Origin of the sequence: Dehalogenimonas sp. 4OHTPN (genome assembly GCF_040448695.1) — a bacterium.
Taxonomy (GTDB): domain Bacteria; phylum Chloroflexota; class Dehalococcoidia; order Dehalococcoidales; family Dehalococcoidaceae; genus Dehalogenimonas.
This window is the reverse complement of sequence record NZ_CP159307.1, coordinates 472,499-490,378: the sequence shown is the minus strand read 5'-3', so window position 1 is coordinate 490,378 and position 17,880 is coordinate 472,499. Positions and strand designations below refer to the sequence as shown.

Genomic DNA, 17,880 nt, shown 5'->3' with positions numbered 1-17,880 from the left:
AAGTTTACACTTTTTTACTATGTAACACCGAACGCACCGTCGGGATTGCGACTATGAGTGCCACTAATCCAAAAATAAGAGCGACAAGCCACGCCCCCTGCGCTCTTTCAATTGCCAAGTCAAACGTAATCACAACTCCGATTGCAGTCCAAACTGCGACTCCTGCAACAAGAATGTAATGCCACCAAAGTATTCGGAATTGTTTATTTGCCATCATGATTAAACCTACCAGAACGGTGAGTACGATTCCTCCTAAGAATACTAACAGGCTCATATAAATTTCCTTTCAATTTTTAGTTTAACTAAGTCCGCCAGGGTGCCCATTCCGCAGGTGTATGCCAAGGTTGCCATTTAGAGGCATCTTCACCTCTAGGATACTTACCGTAAGTAATATCCGCCACCTTGACCATCATTGGTGCAAACATCGGTATACTGGCTAAAACACGACCAAAATCATGAGCAGGAGTGTCTGGCGCACTCCACGGACATACACTGACGCAAAATTGACAGCCAAATGCTGTTCTTTGCTTCATGCATAGCAACCCATCGTATTCCCACTTATAGGCACCGTTAATTAAAGATGGTTCTGGATCCTTCCCAATGACTTGTGCTAAGCAATTGTCCGAGCATCGACCACATACTTTGCAGAATTCTTGCAAACCAAAATCTATCGGTTTGTCGGGGACCAGGGGAGCGTTTGTTGCTACGATTATCGTACGTAATCCAGCACCCCAAGGCGCAATAGCAAGACCGGACCGCCCAGCTTCAGCCAATCCCGCTCTAATAGCCAATGGGGTTTCGCAGCAATCCTCATCTGCAATAATCATTCCATAAGCTTCGTAACCCAAGCCTCGGATCGTGGATTCCATGTATTTGGAAAAAAGATCTTGATCACTGCAAGTTGTTGCTGTTGAAGCATTGGCGAGGGGGCCCACCCCAGCTCGATGAGTCGGTAAACTTGTAAAAATTCCCATGGAGATAGCGTATTTATAGGGATAGGGCCAGGCCACTGGTCTGCCAGGATCAACCCATCCTTTGGGACGGTAACCACGTAACGTGCCTGAGGTTGCTGCAATTTTGTAAAAGAATGGTTTCATTTTGTCGTCAATTGCACAAACACGAATTTGATCTACGCCAAACCAATGGGCCACACCTTTTAATTTCGCAGTCATCTCTTCGGCAGAAACTTCAACCTTCGCCGCGTTAACCGGGAGTTTAATCCAGTTCTTTTCTGCAGTGTTTACATGCCAATGATCCGAAGCCTGGACTATCGCTGTCCCAAAACGGTAATCATGCAATTCTTCCGGTGTCATATTGGCGATCCATTCATTGCGAGCGGTAACTGCCTCTTGTGCGATTTTACCCCATTCCCCCGACCAGTCTTGATTCGTAGCGGCGTTACCTACAGCCTGAAAACCGTCTTGTCGCCCATCGGTAAAGGCTTGGTATTGGCCGTTAATTTTTGTTGATCCCAAAACAAGTTCACCCGGTACGATTTCTGTCGTGCCCAACGAATTCGCGGTGTCATCTATCTCTTTCACCCACCAAGGGTATTCGCTTGGATACTGGGGCAAATAGGGTTCTTTAAGACGGCTATTATAGAGCATATCTTGATTAGCACCGGGCAGTTCTTTAATCGCAGCTACGGCGGCTAATGAAGCTCCACCGATACCCGCCCCACCCGCAACCTTCAAGAATTCTCTCCGACTGTAGCCTCTCTCCTTTTCATTCAGTTTGTTTTTGATGAGCATAACTAATCCCTTTCAATACAATTTTTTCGGTCTCTATTGTGAATTCCCGGTCTCTTTCTGGGCGTCAACTTTTCGTTAAGTAGCTCGTCCCTCCTTTCGTACCAACAAACACTCCTAACAGACCACATATGACCAAACTAGGAAGGTGATATCATGGAATTGGCAATATTTTAAGTCTGGTAAAAGATGAATAAAGGTCAAAACGTCTTCCGCAGCACCATTACTCATAGCCTTTACGATTAGATCCTTCTTCGTCGCCGGGAAAGCGATACCACTTAGGGATTGCTCCAGTTCCGCAACGCTCATGTCCAAGCTACGGCTGAAGCCTGGTGATGTCCTTTCCTTAAAGGGTGCTTTATCTAAAATCATGGTCATATCGGATTCCTCCTACCGCTTCTCTGTAAACAGATCCTTCACCAGTTCCACCCCTGTTTTACTAGTACGTAGGGGTTGTGACTGACGACTTTGGTCCCGATAGACTGTGATTCCTTTCAGACCCCAATCCCAGGCCATCTCGAACACCCTGGCGATATCCTCTCGCCTGACCTCATGGGGGAAATTGACCGTCTTGGACACAGCGTTGTCGGTGTGGCGCTGGAAGGCGGCCTGGATGCGGACGTGCCACTGCGGCGACACCCGGTGGGCGGTGACGAAGACCTTCCGGACATCTTCCGGGACGTCTTTTCGGTCCTGGAGGTGGTTGGAGGTGACCAGCTGCTCGATAAGCTCCGGGGTGAAGAAGCCCCGCTCCCTGGCGACTTCCTCGAAGTAGGGATTGACCTCAAGGAGATTCTCGCCGTCGAGAATGTTTCTCACAAACACGGTAGCGAAGATCGGCTCTATCCCCGATGACACCCCGGCGATGATCGACAGGGTGCCGGTGGGGGCGATGGTGGTGCAGCAGGCGTTGCGCATCGGGACACCGCGCTTTTCATAGACGCTGCCCTCCCAGGCGGGGAAGGCGCCGCGGGCAAGTGCCAGTTCACGGGAGGCCTCATGGGCTTTATCGTTAATGAACTCCATGACCTCTTCGGCGACGGAGATAGCCCGGGTGGAGTTGTAGGGGATACCCAGGCGGATGAGCATGTCGGCAAAGCCCATGACCCCGAGGCCGATCTTCCTGGTGCGCCTGGTGGCCGCCTCTACAGCGGGCACCGGGAACTTGTTGATATCGATGACGTTGTCGAGGAATCTGACGGCGGTCTTAACCACCCGCGCCAGCCGGTCGTTATCAATAGAGAGAGTGCCGTTGTCCCGGCGCAGCATGCGGACGAGGTTGATGGAGCCGAGGTTGCAGGACTCGTAGGGCAGTAATGCCTGCTCGCCGCAGCCGGTGACCGTCTCCATGCGGCCGAGGCAGGGGGTGGGGTTGTCGCGGTTGACCCGGTCGGTGAAGACGAGGCCGGGATCGCCGGTGCGCCAGGACTGGTCAATGATACGCGCAAATACCGACCGGGCGTTAAGGCGGCCGGTTTCCTCTCCGGTGTTGGGGTCGATCAAGGCGTAATCCGATCCATCCCTGACCCGGGTCATGAAGTCATCGGTGACCGAGACGGAGTTGTAGAAGTTGGTCAGGACGTTGGGATCGGACTTGGCTTTGATGAAATGGAGGATGTCCGGGTGGGTGACGCTCATGACCACCGAGTTGCAGCCGCGTCGGACGCCGCCCTGGCGGATGTAATCAGCCGCGCCGGCGATGACATGGATTAGCGCTACCGGGCCGCCGGCGGCGTCAAGGTGCTCGCCCACCGCGGCGCCCCTGGGCCGGACTTTGGAGACATCGAAGCCTATGCCGCCGCCGCTTTTATGGATGAGAGCGGTGTACTTCACCGCGTCGAAGGTCTCCTCAATCGAATCGGGCACCGGCAGGACGAAGCAGGATGACAGCTGGCCGACCTCGGTGCCGGCGTTAAGGAGGGTGGGGGAGTTGGGCAGGAATTCAAGCGAACTCATCAGCCGGTAGAACTCGCCGGCCATGATGTCGGTATCGGCCAATGGGTCATAGATGAGCTCGGCTGCGGCCACAGCCTGGGCGACGCGGCGGAACATCTCTTCCGGCGTCTCGATAAGCTCGCCCCGGCGGTTACGCCGGAGGTAGCGCTTCTCCAGTACCCTGAGGGCATTGGGAGTAAGCGCCGGCTTGGTTTCTTTAATTATGTCGATGACCATTTTCTCTCCTATAGAGGAAAGGCTTTAAGAGAGGGCAAGCCCCGCGGTGAACCCCGATTACACCCAGGGAGCTCACGGGAGGGGTTTCACAGCATATTAAGCAGGCTGGTCGCAACAGCCGGCGCCCTGGTTTCCCCCACCGTGAGGCTTGCCCGAGTGACGACTCCCTCGAGAGTGGAAAGTAGCAGCACCATCGCTACCCACCTGACGCATTAGAATTGTTGATAAGTTTTGCTCCTAGAGCGCATACGATAAGAATGGCAGAAGTAACTATGAATTCGATCAATGGCATGCCCCTTTTTATCACCACAATATTGACCAGACAACCAAATACTACATTGTGAATGTATTCGAGACGGTTATGTATGATACCTAAATGGTATTTATGGGTAATTGTTTAGTTGGTTTTTGTAACTTTATTAGACTCGAGGTATGGTACATACGAATTACGAATGTTTTTCGAAGCAAGAAGTCAAGCATGGTTAGTATTGGTAACCACAGGCACCTTGTGCTATTGTATTACCAGCGTTAGCAAGGTGTTCCAGATTTTGAGGGGCAAATTGATCTGGATATAAACAGAGGGTGGATGTCGTCCTTATAGACTGCTTTAACCTTGGTATCTGATAGTCTTTTAACCGATATTTACCTTATTGGTACATAGTGGTACTGGGTTAATATCGTTAAGGTTGTAGAATGAGTGTATGCTAGAGATCGCTCAGTCTGATAGTCCATACAATAGAAGTTTCCAAGTCCTTCTTGAAGAGATCAACTCATATGAACGAGTTGGGTTAATATCGTTGTTAGATCAAGCTATATCTGCATGGCAAAGCAATAGCATGTTGCCATCTCAACTATTTTCAATAATGACTTTAATCGATAAAAGAGTAGATCAAATCACCCAGCCTTATCGCAATGCAAAACCGGTGCTTGTATGTTCCTTTTCTCCAATCATCACGATGGGAGCTTTGCTCAGTAAGGTGTTCTTAAAAGTCAGGTTGTTTGATGTGAGACTGATAAATATTACGTACCCAACTGACCTAGACCTATTGATCAAGACAACCGCCTCAAGTGCTCCATCAGCTGTGATATTTAGTTTTTCACTATTTCATTTTATCGAAATGGTTAGTGCCAGGATAAATGACCTATTATCTCTTGAGACCGCTTATTACGCTGGTGGAGTGGCATTTGACTTGAAACCGGAAATGAAAAACTTGCTACCGGGAGTGGCTTTCCCGTTAGATTTGTCTAGTTTAGTTGATTTACTGGAGATTAAAGTCAATGCCTAATAAAATCGGTATCATATCTTGTTCGTTCATACTTAAGCATGTCAAATCTGTAATATCGAATAACGATGGATTTAAAATATATCCATTAGTACCGGCCTGTCTGTTCAAAGTATCCCCAAGTTTAATCCGCCATGTGTTCGATCAAGCATCCATCGAGAATCGGATCTCACTTGTCGCCTATGGGTATTGCCACAAGGATTTACCTGCAATATTCGAGGAATATAAGGATCAAGTTGTAAAAATCCCGGGCGATAATTGTTGGGAAATGCTATTAGGGAGAGAAACCTTCCGAGACTATGTCGATGAGGGAAGTTGGCTTTTAAGAACTGCTGTTTGTAACGAATGGCGCAGCGAAACCTTTCTTGCTTATGGGGCTTCTAACCCAGATTTCAACCTGGTAAAAGGTTGTAACACAAATAAAATCACAGCATGTAGGTTTGAGCCCGAGAAACCACGAGATTCTGAAGTGTACTCTTTCGCAAAAGCCTTTGAAACTCCCCCTCAAATTGTTGAGTGTAACCTCACACATTTTAAAGCTTTAGTTCAGCAGGGAATCAATGATACGCGTCATAAATTAACTCTTGAAAGTTCTGTGGTAAAAACACCTACTGTAATCCCTAAAATAGAATTTCAAATACCTGGCGAAATATGCGATGTTGGATTTCAATTTAACATTTGTTCTAAATATATTACGTTTGTCAGCCCAAAAGTAACCCAACTATTGGGTTTTACGCCCTCTGAATTTGTAAAATATTTTGTCAGTGACCCTGAGCTTGATTATTACTACGATAGCGATACTCAAACCCAAATTACATCGCAAAGATACACATTCATAGCTAATTGTATCTCTAAAGGTATACAGTTACCATTATCCATCGAATACAAAGCAAAACGTAAAACCGGGGAATTAATATGGATTAAAGAACACATATATCCACGTTATAATGATGATGGTAGTATTAATAACCGTTTCCAAGGAAAGCTGGAAGATATTTCACATTGGAAGAGTGTTGAACTTAATTTAAAGGACCTATATGAACAGGAGGCTTTAGCAAAGGCTGCGTTACAGAATGAAATTAACAAACGCATAGAATTCACTCGGGCTTTGGTCCATGAATTGAAAACCCCTTTAACCCCAATATTATTAGCAAGCGATACGCTTGCTAATAATATTGGGGAGAAACAATGGCTTCCATTAGTTGAGTGTATCAACAAAGGAGCCACCGATTTAAGTGGCAGAATTGATGAATTTCTGGATTTAGCTCGAGGTGAAGTCGGTATATTGACTATAGAGTGTTCGCCTTTTAGTATAAACGATTTGATTTCAGAAATAGTACACTCCTTTGCACTACGGGCTAAGAATAACAACCAGCGCCTATTACAAAGACTGGATAAAACTATTCCCGTAGCGATGGCAGATAGCAAACGAATAAAACAGGTTCTCATGAATCTGATTGATAATGCCATCAAATATTCTGGTGAATGTTCAACCATCATCTTTAGTACCAGCATGTTGAACGAAAAGTTGGTCGTTATGGTACAAGATGATGGTCCAGGAATTCCTGAGGAAAGACAACAGGACCTGTTTATCCCCTATAAAGGTACAAATAAACTCAGTGGTCTCGGAATAGGACTCGCACTTTCTAAAAAGATTGTCGAGCTCCATGAAGGAAAGATGTGGGTAGTTAACAATCAACGCAGTGGCTGCGCATTTTATTTTACCCTCCCAGCCTTAGTTACACCCAATACTCAAAAGGTTGTTAGTGAAAGTATTAATTATCGAGGATGACCAGCGAATTGTCGATACGGTCTCACTAGTACTACGTTTAGTTTGGCCGGATCTCGCTTTGTTTTCAACTCCTTATGGCAAAAAGGGAATTGAATTAGTTGAGAAACACGTGCCTGATGCAATTCTTCTCGATCTTGGTCTCCCAGATATTGATGGATATGAGGTTCTGAAACAGATACGTGCCTTTACAAGGATTCCGACAATCATAATTACAGTAAGAGATGAAGAGACAGCCCTGATTAAAGCTTTTGAGATGAATGCGGATGACTATCTCGTCAAACCTTTTAGACAAATGGAGTTGATAGCTAGACTAAAATCTGCAATGAAAAAACGCTCTTTTCTTGAAGAGGACCTAACGATATCATGTAATAATATACACTATGGTTCTTCCATCAATGAGGTTTACATTGGGAATATCAAGCGGGAACTGACCTCTACGGAAGGTAGGCTGTTTTACCACCTGCTAAAAAGGGCGGGGAAGATCGTCACAAAAGTTGAGCTTGCAGAAATGATTTGGGGTGAATTCATTCCAGGTTCGTCAGAAAGCATTAAAAACTATATATGCCGCTTACGGAAGAAAATCGAAGATGATCCCAATAACCCTAAAATTATTATCAGTCGCCGGGGCATTGGATACACTATCCCTCTATCACCTAATTTCACCGAATTGCCTCAAACCGACTCCGATAATCGCAAGTAACGAAAGGGCCTTTGGCGACGCCCTTCTTTCTTCACCAGCCCCTCGGTCTCATTTGCTCTCAGCCAAGCACAGATATCACTGATTGTTTCAGGCAGAGTTCGACTCTCCCCCGTCTCCACCAACTCCAACACTCTCCTGTTTCAGGGGAGTTAGAAATAAAGGCTTATCGGGCGCCACCTCCATTGCTCTATCGAGCAAGGCACCGAAAGCCAGAGTTGGGATCAGAGCCGTGACCTTCTTGGTTTCCAAATCGACGTAAACCATTTCGATTAGCGTGTTCACCAGTCGTCTCCTTTCTTCGATTGTCGCTTCGTTCCATTGACCTTCCCCCACGAGCAGCTACACCCTGGATTAGAGCCCCACGGTCGTTTCAGCATACTCTTTCGGGGTGAATCCTTTCAATGAGCTGTGCGGTCTAACCTCGTTGTAATCCCTCCTCCATTCTTCGATGACTTCCCGGGCATGTTTCAAGCTAAGAAACCAATTCGTATTCAGGCACTCATCTCTGAATCTGCCGTTGAAGCTTTCTGCATAGGCATTCTCGATCGGTTTTCCTAGCCGGATGAAATTCAACTTCACGCCGTGGCGGTAAGCCCACTCATCCAGAGCTTTACCGGCAAATTCCGGCCCATTGTCGATGGTGATGATCTCCGGCAGTCCGCGGATCTCGGCAAGCTGATCAAGGACACCGACCACCCGGCGGCCGCCGAGAGATGTGTCCACCTCTATCCTGGGACACTCCCGGGAGTAGTCGTCGACGATGGTGAGAGAACGGAATCGGCGGCCATTGACGATGCTGTCGGTGACGAAATCCATGGACCAGCGCTCGTTTACCCCCTGTGCCGTTGGCATGACTACCCTGGCCCCAGCCGCGCCTTTTCTCCGCCGCTTCTTCCGGAGCGCCAGACCTTCCTCCCGGTAGATTCGTTCGGTCCGCTTGTGATTGACCACCAGACCCTCCCGCTTGAGCATGATGTGCAGTCGGGGACTGCCGAAACGCTTTCGCTGCTCCGCCAGCTCCCTGAGACGTTTCCGCAACTGCGCGTCATCATCCGGCTTCGGCTGGTACCGGTAGACCGACGACGAAATATCGACCAGCATGCAAGCTCTCCTCTCGCTCAGCCCAAGGCTCTCTCTGATGTGAGAGACCGCCAAACACTTAACCTTGGGCTTTAGAAGTTTTTTGAGAGCAGTCAGGGCACGGATATCGAGCGCCTGGTCGGCTACAATCTGTTTCAGACGCCGGTTTTCTTCTTCGAGGGTTTTCAGCCGCTTAAGTTCGCCGACGGTTAAGCCGGCATACTTGGTCTTCCAGTTGTAGTAGGTGGCTTCACTCACGCCGTACTTGCGGCAAAGGTCGGCGACCTTGGCGCCGGCCTCACCCTCTTTCAGCACGGCGATGATCTGCTCCTCAGTGTAATGCTTGGCTTTCATGGTGATTCCTCCTTACGCATTTTAATACGCCGGAGGACTCTAAGTCAGGGTTTAGCGGTTTTCGGGGGGAAGGTCACTTCAACAGCAGGTTCGGGGAGAATGTCTGAACGAGAATTGGTTTCTGAGTTTGAAACATGCCAGGGAAATCATCGAAGAATGGAGGAGGGATTATAACGAAGTCAAACCACATAGCTCATTGAAAGGCAGGGCACCCAGGGAGTATGCTGAAACGACCGCAGAACTCTACACCGGAATGCTACCAAAGACGGGAGAGGTCATTAGTGTAAAGAGGGCGAATCGGTTACGAGGATATACCCGATGCCAGCTTCGTTTTGTATAATGGCTTGTTGACCACCTATTAATTCGAGCTTCTTTCGCAGATGATTTACATATACCTTCAAGCTCTGCCGTGCACCTGGATATTCTTCGCCCCAAAGAGTCTCGGCGAGCGATTTATATGTAACCACTTGGCCAGCCTTCTGCATTAAGTGATGAATTATCTTCCCTTCAGTCACTGTCAACTGTACCCGGTGACCATCAGAAAGCAATTCCGTAATCGAACGGCCAAATCTTAAGTGACCAACCCTAATTCCTATGTCTTCCTCGGGTACGGAAGTACGCCTCAGTAAAGCTTTCACTCGTGCTAATAATTCCATCTGCCTGAACGGTTTGACAATATAATCATCAGCTCCCAATGCCAGGCCTTGAACAACATCCTTTTCATCCCCGCGAACGGTAAGTATTAACACCGGAATTCGAGAAAATAATCGAATTTGCTTCAGAGTATCAAAACCACTCATATCGGGTAGCCCGAGATCCAAGATCACCAGATCGGGTTTCTTTATTTCAATGAGCTGAAGACCTCGGCTGGCTAGGCGAGCCGGGATGATCTCAATTGTCGGCCAGCCCATTTGCAGAATTAATGTCACATTTTCGATGATTGCCTGATCATCTTCAATAATAAGAAACTTCATCTTTCATCCGCCATTGTTTTGCCAATTTATCGGGAGATTGAACCAGACGCGGCTACCTTTATTCCGAATACTATGTACTTCAATAGTTCCTCCGTGTAGTTCAACGAGAATCTTCGATAAAGCTAATCCTATTCCAAGGCCGCTCAATCTTTCCCGGTCGTAAGTGTTTTGGTGATACGGTTCGAACAACCTTTTCTGTTGTTCCGATGTAAAGCCTGATCCGTTATCATCCACCGCTACAACGAGCATATTTCCCTTTACTTCCGCGTGCAGACGAATCTCTCCCCCGTCTGGCGTAAATTTGAATGCATTATTCAGCAGATTCAAGATCACCTGCCAAATACGTTCCCGATCTAACGAAATTTGCGGGATAGGTTCTGTCAACTCCAGCGAGAGCGAATGATGCTGTTTTTGGGCTTGAACGAACATAAAAGCTGTAATATCCTCAAGCAGCTCTTTAATGTCCGTTGGCTCCGGAGTAATGGTAAGAATCCCAATTTCTCCCTTCGCCAGATCAAGAAGTTCATCGATCCTGTGATTAAGGCTGACGGCTCCTTGTCTCAGCTGCTCAGCTAAGTTGTGCCATAGGGGTGCCTGAAGTCCGTTCGCCAAAGCATCACTTGCGGAGACCATTGGAGTCAACGGTGTTTTAAGCTCATGTACCAAAGCGCGGGTGAACTGAATTCGTCGTTTGATCTCCCTTTCTAGCTCTTCGTGGAGCGCCCTTTCTTTCTCGTACTGTTGCTCAAGTTCGTGTGTGCGTTCTGTCACTTTAGCTTCTAGGCGGTTACGTTGATCGGAAAGGGCTTTTAGTCTCAGTCGGTACCCAGAGTAGATGATGCCTAAAACGACACAACCTGTTAACAGTGAAAACCACCATGTCTGCCAAAATGGGTAGGCAATGTTGATAGTTAGATCAGTGCTGATCTCATTCCAAACACCATCATTGTTCGATCCCCAAACTTTGAACACATACGTGCCGGGGTCAAGGTTGGTGTAGGTGGCAAACGGTTGGCTATAGTCGGTAAAATGCCAGGTGTTGTTAAAACCTTCAAGGATATAACGGTAGGTATTCTTAGCAGGATCAGTATAATCAAGAGCAGCGAAGTTAATTGAAACCGAATTCTCTGTATGTTTTAGGTTGATTGTGGAATAGTCGGCAACCAAACTGGAAAAGTGTCGGGTGGCGTCGTTAACAATAACATCCGTAATATGAACGGGAGGAGCATGACTGTTTGTCTCAAGTAAGTCAGGGTCGATAATAACGAATCCGTTATCACCCCCGAAATACATCTTTCCTTCACTGTCTTTGGTGCATGCGCCCCAGTTAAATACGCTCTCCTTTAAGCCGGCATATGGCGTAAAATTAATGAATTGACGAGTATCAGGTACGTAGCGGGTCAACCCACGATTCGTTGCTAACCACAATTTGCTGCGATCATCTCCAATAACACTGTAAACGATATTACTCGCGAGCCCGTCATCCGTGGTATACGTCTCAAAACGTTGCGTAACTGGATCAAATATCGACAAGCCGCCACCGTTAGTCGCTAAATAAAGGTAACCTTCGCTAGATTTATACAAATCGAAAATATGGTTATTGGCTAACCCGTTGGCAATGTCCTTTTGATACTTGTAGCTGCGGAAGATGCCTGACATCGGATCGAACCTGTTTAATCCATCTCCGGTAGCTACCCACAACGTACCATTGTCGCCTTCTACGATCGAATATACAGTATTATTACTGATACTATCGGTGTTTTCAGGCTTGTGACTATAAAAAGTAAAACTTTCTTTAGAAGGATCAAATAAGGCCAGCCCTCCGGTGAATGTTCCCAGCCAAATCCTCCCTGAGCTGTCTTCGAATATCGTTCGTACTGAGTTCCCTAGCAAGCCACCGAGCGGATAGTGTTTGTAACACCCTGTAGCGGGATTGAATTTTATCAATCCTGCCAACGTCCCAATCCACAGGACGTCTGAAGAACTCTGGTAGGACAGAGCTCTAATGGAGTTAATGTTGGTTTGAAACAAATTTTCAGCTTTAAAGAGGAAATGCTCAATAGTCTTATCCGGCGCGAGTAAATTCAAACCTCCACCATCGGTCCCAATCCAAATAGACCCGGGTCCATCTTCTAGCAAAGCAAACACCAAATTGTTGTTCAAGCTATCTGTATCACCAGCGACATTGTAGTATAGAGTGAAAGCGCTTCTTTTCAGATCGAGTTTACAAATTCCGCCACCATACGTACCGATCCAAAGAATCCCGCTATTATCTTGACAAATAGCTCTTATCCTGTTGTTACTTAAACTCGCAGCATCGCCGGGCCTGTTTTTATAGGTAGTAAATTGTTCAGTGAATGGATCTAAATGATTTAATCCGTTCGCCGTTCCAATCCACATCATACCGAGTTCATCTTGACAGATGGCATATACGGTATTATCACTTAAACTGTGCTCGCTTTGACCGGATCGAAAGTGCTTGAATGTGTTTGTGTCCGGATTATGTAAATCAAGCCCTCCTATAAATGATCCGATCCATAGCTTACCTGAATCGTCTTCATATAATGAAACAACAGGTCCGTCGCTGATGCTATAATCTTTCAGTGGGTCATGGATATACCGAACGAATGAGTCTGAGTCAGGCAAATACCGGTTTAAGCCATTTGAAGTCCCTATCCACAAATCGTGATCACTATCGACTAAAAGGCTATAAATGTTATTACTGCTAATAGCCCCAAGATCGTTGGTATTATAATACCGTTGAAACGTACCAAGTTTCGGATCTAACCTATTTAGTCCCTCTGCTGTTCCAATCCATATATTACCGTTCTTGTCTTCAGCTATTGCTCTTATTTGATTATTACTGATACTTGTGTGGTCAGAACTAGACTGAAACCGCTTGAAACCATCACTCTGTGGATCGAACAAGTTTAGTCCACCGCCATCGGTGCCCACCCATATTCTGCCAGTGGAGTCGAGAAAAAGCACGTATACCGAATTGCTCGAAAGAGAGGCGTCATTTGTGGGATTATGGTCATAGGTTCGGAATTTGATTCCGTCATATCGGGATAGACCTCCGTATGTGCCAAACCATAAAAAGCCAAAGTCGTCTTGGATAACGGAATAAACTAGGTTGTGTGGTAAGCCCTCGTCCACTGACAGTTGTTTAAAATAGAGGTTATCTGATTGGGCAGAAATCCTATAAGGTGTAACGGAATTAATACCGAATATCAACATTCCCGAGAATAATAATCTAAATAATGAACGCATATCTCTCACCAGAGCCTTGGTTTAAGATGTTCAATGACATCGGGTAGCGTTAGACATGAAACGAGAACCATAAGAATCATTCGCTCACTAGAATATAACCCATTTGAGGCACATTCTGAATTAACTCCGGTCTGCTAGGGTTCCTTTCTATTTTCTTCCTTAAGTGACGTATGTATACCTTTATACTCGGTAAAGCGGTTGGCAGTGAATCACCCCAGAGTACATACGCGATCTCCTGATAAGTCACTACCCGACCTTTTTCTTGTATCAAACGTTGTAGAATGCGCCCTTCAGTTTTGGTGAGACCGATTTCCTTGTCTTCTAGAAACAACTGCCTTATCGAAGTGCCGAACCTAAGCTTTTTACACTGTATGTTGATTATTTCTTCAGGTATAGGTTGTCTTCTAATTAGATTCCTTACTCTCGCGACTAATTCCATCTGTCTGAAGGGTTTAGTTATATAGTCATTCGCCCCGAGTTCAAGGGCTTGAACAATGTCTTTTTCCTCGACCATCACGCTGACAACTAAGACAGGGACCCTGCTGAACTTCCGCAATTCTTTCAATACGTCAAATCCACTCATGTCTGGTAATCGTAAATCTAAGATCACAAGGTCAGGATACTCTTTCTCGATAAGTTGAAGACCCCGGTCGCCCCTTTGTGAGGATTCAATAGTCACCCCGGAGCAGCCGATCTTGATAATCACCGAGATATTATCGATTATTTTCTGATCGTCTTCGATAATTAGTATCTTCACCAATCAACCAACTTCCATCGGGATTCGAATGCGACAAACCGTGCCACGCTTTTCAATGCTGGATATTTTAATATCTCCTCCATGGAGTTTTGCGATCATGTTCGACAGAAAAAGACCTATACCCAAGCCTTTGGATAAGTGGGAGCTATCTTCCTGATAATAAGGTTCATACATATGATCCAAACGTGCTCGGCTAATACCACAACCGGAATCAATTACTCTGGCGACGAGATAACCGCCGTCTTGGCCGACCTTTAATACTATTGCACCGTTATCCGGTGTGTATTTCATTGAGTTGGAAACTAGGTTAATAACAATTTGTTTGAATCGGTCTTTATCGAGCTTAATCCTCTTTCCAAGCAATGATTGATCAATCGTCAACTTCAACCGTTGTTTATTCTTAGAAGCATGAGGTTGGGCAAAATCGATCACACTGTTCATCAAGTCAGCTATATCTACGAATTGTGGATCCAGTTTAAGTAAACCTACCTCACCTTTTGCAAGATCAATTAGTTCTTCGACTCTATTATTCAAATCGCAGCAACTTTGATTCAATTGGAGGGCTAGGGTTATCCATGGCTCATCTTTCAAACCAACGGTTAGAGCGTCGCTTGCCGAGATCATCGGTGTTAATTGTGTTTTTAATTCGTGTACGAGGAGTCTAGTGAAGTGAGACCGCGAGGCCGTTTCTTTTTCTAACCGCTTTTTTGCTCGATGTTCTTTTTCCAAAAGGTGCTTTATTCGCTTTTGAGTCTCGATATGCTTCTCAACGTCATGAATAATGGCGAAATGAAGATTCTTAGTGTCGAATTCGAATTTAGACACATGTATCTCAATCGATAATTCGTGACCTGTCTTTGTTCTCAAGGTAGTTGGAATGGTGATCTCGCCCTTGTTCTCAATTTCAATTCCGTATTTGACCAGTGTCTGTGAAGTGATCCCCAGGACCCTCTCGACGCTTTTTCCAATGACCTCATCTTTTGCTAACCCTGTCATTCTAAGAAAAGCTTCATTGACTTCGATGACTCGCCTAGAGATATCCGATGGCGGTCGAACGCGCCTTGAAACGAGCATGGGCTCAGAACTCATGTTATACAGAGCTCGATGAAAATCCGGCCGTTCCCTCAGGCTTGCATCGGAGACAAGTTCCTTCGCTTCATCGTCATTCAAGTATTCGTCCATCAACCTCACCTAGAGGCATTGTACACCAGACAAAGGCGTTTTTCGAGAGACCTAAGTCGCTCATTATGCAAATAATAACTAACATTAACCGTTTTATCACCGGTCATCTATCGATTCGGGAGCCATTGTTAGATAGTCTTTCAGTAAGGAGTAGAAGGAGGAAAATTTATGTCTCAGCATCATACCACTGTAACCCGAAGAGATTTTATGAAGGCTTTAGGCTTGATCGGAGGGGGAATCGGATACACAACCGCTACATCCGCTGATCTATTCCAGGACTTAGACGAAGTCATGTCATCAGCGACTGCGAGTTTTAAGAGACCGTGGTGGGTTAAAGATAGAAACTTCGGTGATCCAACCTGTGAAGTGGATTGGGGACAAATAAAACGCATGGATAACAGATTGTGCATGCATGGAGAGACAACCTGGCTAAATCTAGTCGGGAAAGAGGGCTTTCAGCAATGGCTTAGCGGTGCAAACAGCAATATCCGCGAAGGGATCAAGACGAACAAACCGGGGCATACCTTGAAAGATGTTGCTCTTTTATCCGCTGTAGGTGCCGCTTTGCATGGCCCAACTCAATTTGTCCAAGTTCCAGCTAATATGAAGCTTGAGACGGCGCCACCGGTATATATGTGGTCGGCTGCGCCTCCGCCAGAGTTTTTCGATGCTACACAATATAGAGGCTCGCCGGAGGAAAACTCTAGAATGGTCCGGGCTGCCATGAGGTTTATGGGAGCTTCTCAAGTCCAATTCTCTGAACTGGGCGAAAACGAGAAAAAACTCATTTTCTCCCGACATGTTCGGATACCTAAGGATATTGTATTCGAGTCCGTTGAGAAGGGCTATGAAACAAGCGATAAATTCGTGATTCCAGAAAAACCTCTGTATATCATCGCGGTAACAATTCAAATGAGCAAGGAGCTTTGGCGACAAGGCGACAGTATCTTACGCACCTGCGCGAACGGAAGCCGATACTACGTTTGGGCAGGGGTCCAAGCGCGCGCTCAGGGGTTTTTAAACGGGCTAGGATATCAGGGACTGGGGTACCCGATTCGCCATTGGGGTTTAATGCCGGCTATGGCTGATGCCATACTAACCGGTTTCGCCGAGATAGGGAGAAACAACAACATTTGCATCAGCCCTGAATATGGAACAATTACGGGATATTTCAGTCTGTTAACCGATTTACCTCTAGCTCCAACCCCACCCATCGATGCCGGCATCTTCAGATTTTGTCATACTTGTCGAAAATGCGCGGACGCTTGCCCCACTGGCGCAATATCACATGACTCGGAGACATCCTGGGAAATCCCAAACTCGGAACTGATCCCGAATGCTGATCCGAGTTGGTCTGTTACGGGTAAAAAGCTGTTTCACACTGATGTCCCGAAGTGCTTCACAAAGTGGGGCTATCCATTCTGTGGTATATGTATGGGCACCTGCACCTTCAATACTAATGATGTCGCGTCTATTCATAACATTGTGAGATCAACGATTGGTACAACAAGTCTATTCAACGACTTCCTCTGGAAAGCAGACAAGGCTTTTGGCTACGGATTAACTGCGGACGAAGAAAAGGAGCAATGGTGGGACCATGAGTTGCCGGTATATGGCTATGATACTACGATAGGCTCACACCACGGCGGATATTAGGGCAAGTTACCAAGGAAAATATTCAAGGTCAGAATCCCCGAGGCTTCAAGAAGCCTCGGGGATACGTTATTATGCAGGATATAAAATTCCGTCTTTGCCAATATATCCTCCAGAAACCTGCTCGCTCTGAAAAAACAACATCCCCCGAAATACACCCATCGAGTCGGACATTTCAGCTTGATGCGGGATTTCAAGTGCTTGATGGTGACGGTCCGGTTGTTGAGGTCAATATCATCGACCGTTATTCCCAACGCTTCTGAAATCCGGCAGCTAAGATGGAATAACATGGTGGCCAGCAGCCTGTCGCGTAAATTGTTGGCGGCGCTAATCAAGCAGCCAATATCTTGCGGTTCGAGATAGCTTTTTGTGGTCAATTGTTTTTCAGGTGGTTCGGTCCGATTTCGGGATACAAAGTGAATAGTGGATTTGCCCAAGACCGGTCATTAGCCGAGATCCCTTCCCGGGTCAGTCGGTAATACGTCCGTTTCGGAGCATCGGGATAATTGTCTTGAATTGCTGAAGGTTCCATCCTTTCGGTCGCCTCAACCCATCCCAATCGCTTCAGGACCCCGAAATACATCAAGAATGAGTGATACCGCATGTGGGTAAACTTCCTTGACACCTTCCGGAGCTGCTTCTGATAGATATCCTCGGCATGTTCCTCGGTGACATCTACGCCCCGGACTACTTGCCTGCTGATGATTCGCTCCGCCCGCTCCCTGGCCGTCGCCCTGGCCAGGGCTTCTTTGTATTCGTAGTTGATATCCGCCTGCGGGGCGCCGCGCTCCAGATCGATCTGGGGCGAACCCTCCGGCCCGTTCCCCAGGAGATACTCTCGGATAAACCAGCCGCAGCCGAACGGCCGGAGGAAGCCACCCCTGCTCGGTCTCAGTTCCATCTCCATAGAGGCGC

At 46.7% G+C, this 17,880-nt stretch carries 16 protein-coding genes and 1 pseudogene; 5 read left to right on the top strand and 12 right to left on the bottom strand.

The features are described from left to right. Positions 1–4: 4 nt before the first annotated feature. The 4 genes from ABV300_RS02660 to ABV300_RS02645 form a co-directional block, all read right to left on the bottom strand. Positions 5–274, bottom strand: coding sequence for a hypothetical protein (locus ABV300_RS02660; protein WP_353715003.1), 270 nt, complete (start codon positions 272–274; stop codon positions 5–7). Between the two features lie 28 nt (positions 275–302). Further along, complete coding sequence (locus tag ABV300_RS02655) at positions 303–1,751, bottom strand: reductive dehalogenase domain-containing protein (RefSeq protein ID WP_353715002.1); 1,449 nt, start codon at positions 1,749–1,751, stop codon at positions 303–305. 114 nt (positions 1,752–1,865) lie between these two features. Continuing rightward, the gene (locus ABV300_RS02650) at positions 1,866–2,126 is read right to left on the bottom strand and encodes a DUF2795 domain-containing protein (RefSeq protein ID WP_353715001.1); all 261 of its coding nucleotides are present in this window, start codon (positions 2,124–2,126) and stop codon (positions 1,866–1,868) included. A gap of 12 nt (positions 2,127–2,138) precedes the next feature. After that, positions 2,139–3,920: an adenosylcobalamin-dependent ribonucleoside-diphosphate reductase gene (locus ABV300_RS02645; RefSeq protein ID WP_353715000.1), complete on the bottom strand. Its 1,782-nt coding sequence runs from the start codon at positions 3,918–3,920 to the stop codon at positions 2,139–2,141. A gap of 701 nt (positions 3,921–4,621) precedes the next feature. Between ABV300_RS02645 and ABV300_RS02640 the strand changes: the two genes are divergently transcribed. Genes ABV300_RS02640 through ABV300_RS02630 form a run of 3 tightly spaced genes read left to right on the top strand, consistent with a single transcriptional unit; the run spans position 4,622 to position 7,695 of the window. Continuing rightward, positions 4,622–5,206 (top strand): hypothetical protein, encoded by a 585-nt coding sequence (locus ABV300_RS02640; RefSeq protein WP_353714999.1) that lies wholly within the window; start codon positions 4,622–4,624, stop codon positions 5,204–5,206. Continuing rightward, complete coding sequence (locus tag ABV300_RS02635) at positions 5,199–6,995, top strand: ATP-binding protein (RefSeq protein ID WP_353714998.1); 1,797 nt, start codon at positions 5,199–5,201, stop codon at positions 6,993–6,995. The genes ABV300_RS02640 and ABV300_RS02635 overlap by 8 nt, the downstream gene beginning before the upstream one ends. Then, entirely contained in the window at positions 6,970–7,695 is a 726-nt protein-coding gene (locus ABV300_RS02630; RefSeq protein WP_353714997.1) for a response regulator transcription factor, read from the top strand. The genes ABV300_RS02635 and ABV300_RS02630 overlap by 26 nt, the downstream gene beginning before the upstream one ends. Positions 7,696–7,782: 87 nt before the next feature. Here ABV300_RS02630 and ABV300_RS02625 read toward each other — a convergent pair whose 3' ends face one another. Both ABV300_RS02625 and ABV300_RS02620 read right to left on the bottom strand, forming a co-directional pair. Next, positions 7,783–7,977, bottom strand: coding sequence for a hypothetical protein (locus ABV300_RS02625; protein WP_353714996.1), 195 nt, complete (start codon positions 7,975–7,977; stop codon positions 7,783–7,785). 69 nt (positions 7,978–8,046) lie between these two features. Continuing rightward, the gene (locus tag ABV300_RS02620; RefSeq protein WP_353714995.1) at positions 8,047–9,129 is read right to left on the bottom strand and encodes an IS3 family transposase; all 1,083 of its coding nucleotides are present in this window, start codon (positions 9,127–9,129) and stop codon (positions 8,047–8,049) included. An 85-nt stretch (positions 9,130–9,214) separates the two neighbouring features. Here ABV300_RS02620 and ABV300_RS02615 point away from each other — a divergent pair. Further along, positions 9,215–9,469, top strand: a pseudogene (locus ABV300_RS02615) (transposase); the annotation flags it as partial. Here the strand turns inward: ABV300_RS02615 and ABV300_RS02610 are convergent. The 4 genes from ABV300_RS02610 to ABV300_RS02595 all read right to left on the bottom strand — a co-directional run bounded on the left by ABV300_RS02610 (position 9,408) and on the right by ABV300_RS02595 (position 15,312). Further along, complete coding sequence (locus tag ABV300_RS02610) at positions 9,408–10,103, bottom strand: response regulator transcription factor (protein WP_353714994.1); 696 nt, start codon at positions 10,101–10,103, stop codon at positions 9,408–9,410. The pseudogene ABV300_RS02615 and the gene ABV300_RS02610 sit on opposite strands and share 62 nt — an antisense overlap. A gap of 3 nt (positions 10,104–10,106) precedes the next feature. Continuing rightward, positions 10,107–13,340, bottom strand: a complete 3,234-nt coding sequence (locus tag ABV300_RS02605; RefSeq protein WP_353715349.1) for a two-component regulator propeller domain-containing protein — start codon at positions 13,338–13,340, stop codon at positions 10,107–10,109. Between the two features lie 109 nt (positions 13,341–13,449). Next, positions 13,450–14,130, bottom strand: a complete 681-nt coding sequence (locus ABV300_RS02600) for a response regulator transcription factor (protein ID WP_353714993.1) — start codon at positions 14,128–14,130, stop codon at positions 13,450–13,452. 3 nt (positions 14,131–14,133) lie between these two features. Continuing rightward, positions 14,134–15,312, bottom strand: coding sequence for an ATP-binding protein (locus ABV300_RS02595; RefSeq protein ID WP_353714992.1), 1,179 nt, complete (start codon positions 15,310–15,312; stop codon positions 14,134–14,136). A 207-nt stretch (positions 15,313–15,519) separates the two neighbouring features. Between ABV300_RS02595 and ABV300_RS02590 the strand changes: the two genes are divergently transcribed. Continuing rightward, positions 15,520–16,968: a reductive dehalogenase gene (locus ABV300_RS02590; protein WP_353714991.1), complete on the top strand. Its 1,449-nt coding sequence runs from the start codon at positions 15,520–15,522 to the stop codon at positions 16,966–16,968. Here ABV300_RS02590 and ABV300_RS02585 read toward each other — a convergent pair. Both ABV300_RS02585 and ABV300_RS02580 read right to left on the bottom strand, forming a co-directional pair. Continuing rightward, positions 16,965–17,342, bottom strand: coding sequence for a site-specific integrase (locus ABV300_RS02585; protein ID WP_353714990.1), 378 nt, complete (start codon positions 17,340–17,342; stop codon positions 16,965–16,967). The genes ABV300_RS02590 and ABV300_RS02585 overlap by 4 nt on opposite strands. Further along, a complete protein-coding gene (locus tag ABV300_RS02580) occupies positions 17,339–17,872 on the bottom strand; it encodes a hypothetical protein (protein ID WP_353714989.1) in 534 nt (177 codons plus the stop codon). The genes ABV300_RS02585 and ABV300_RS02580 overlap by 4 nt, the downstream gene beginning before the upstream one ends. Positions 17,873–17,880 lie beyond the last annotated feature (8 nt).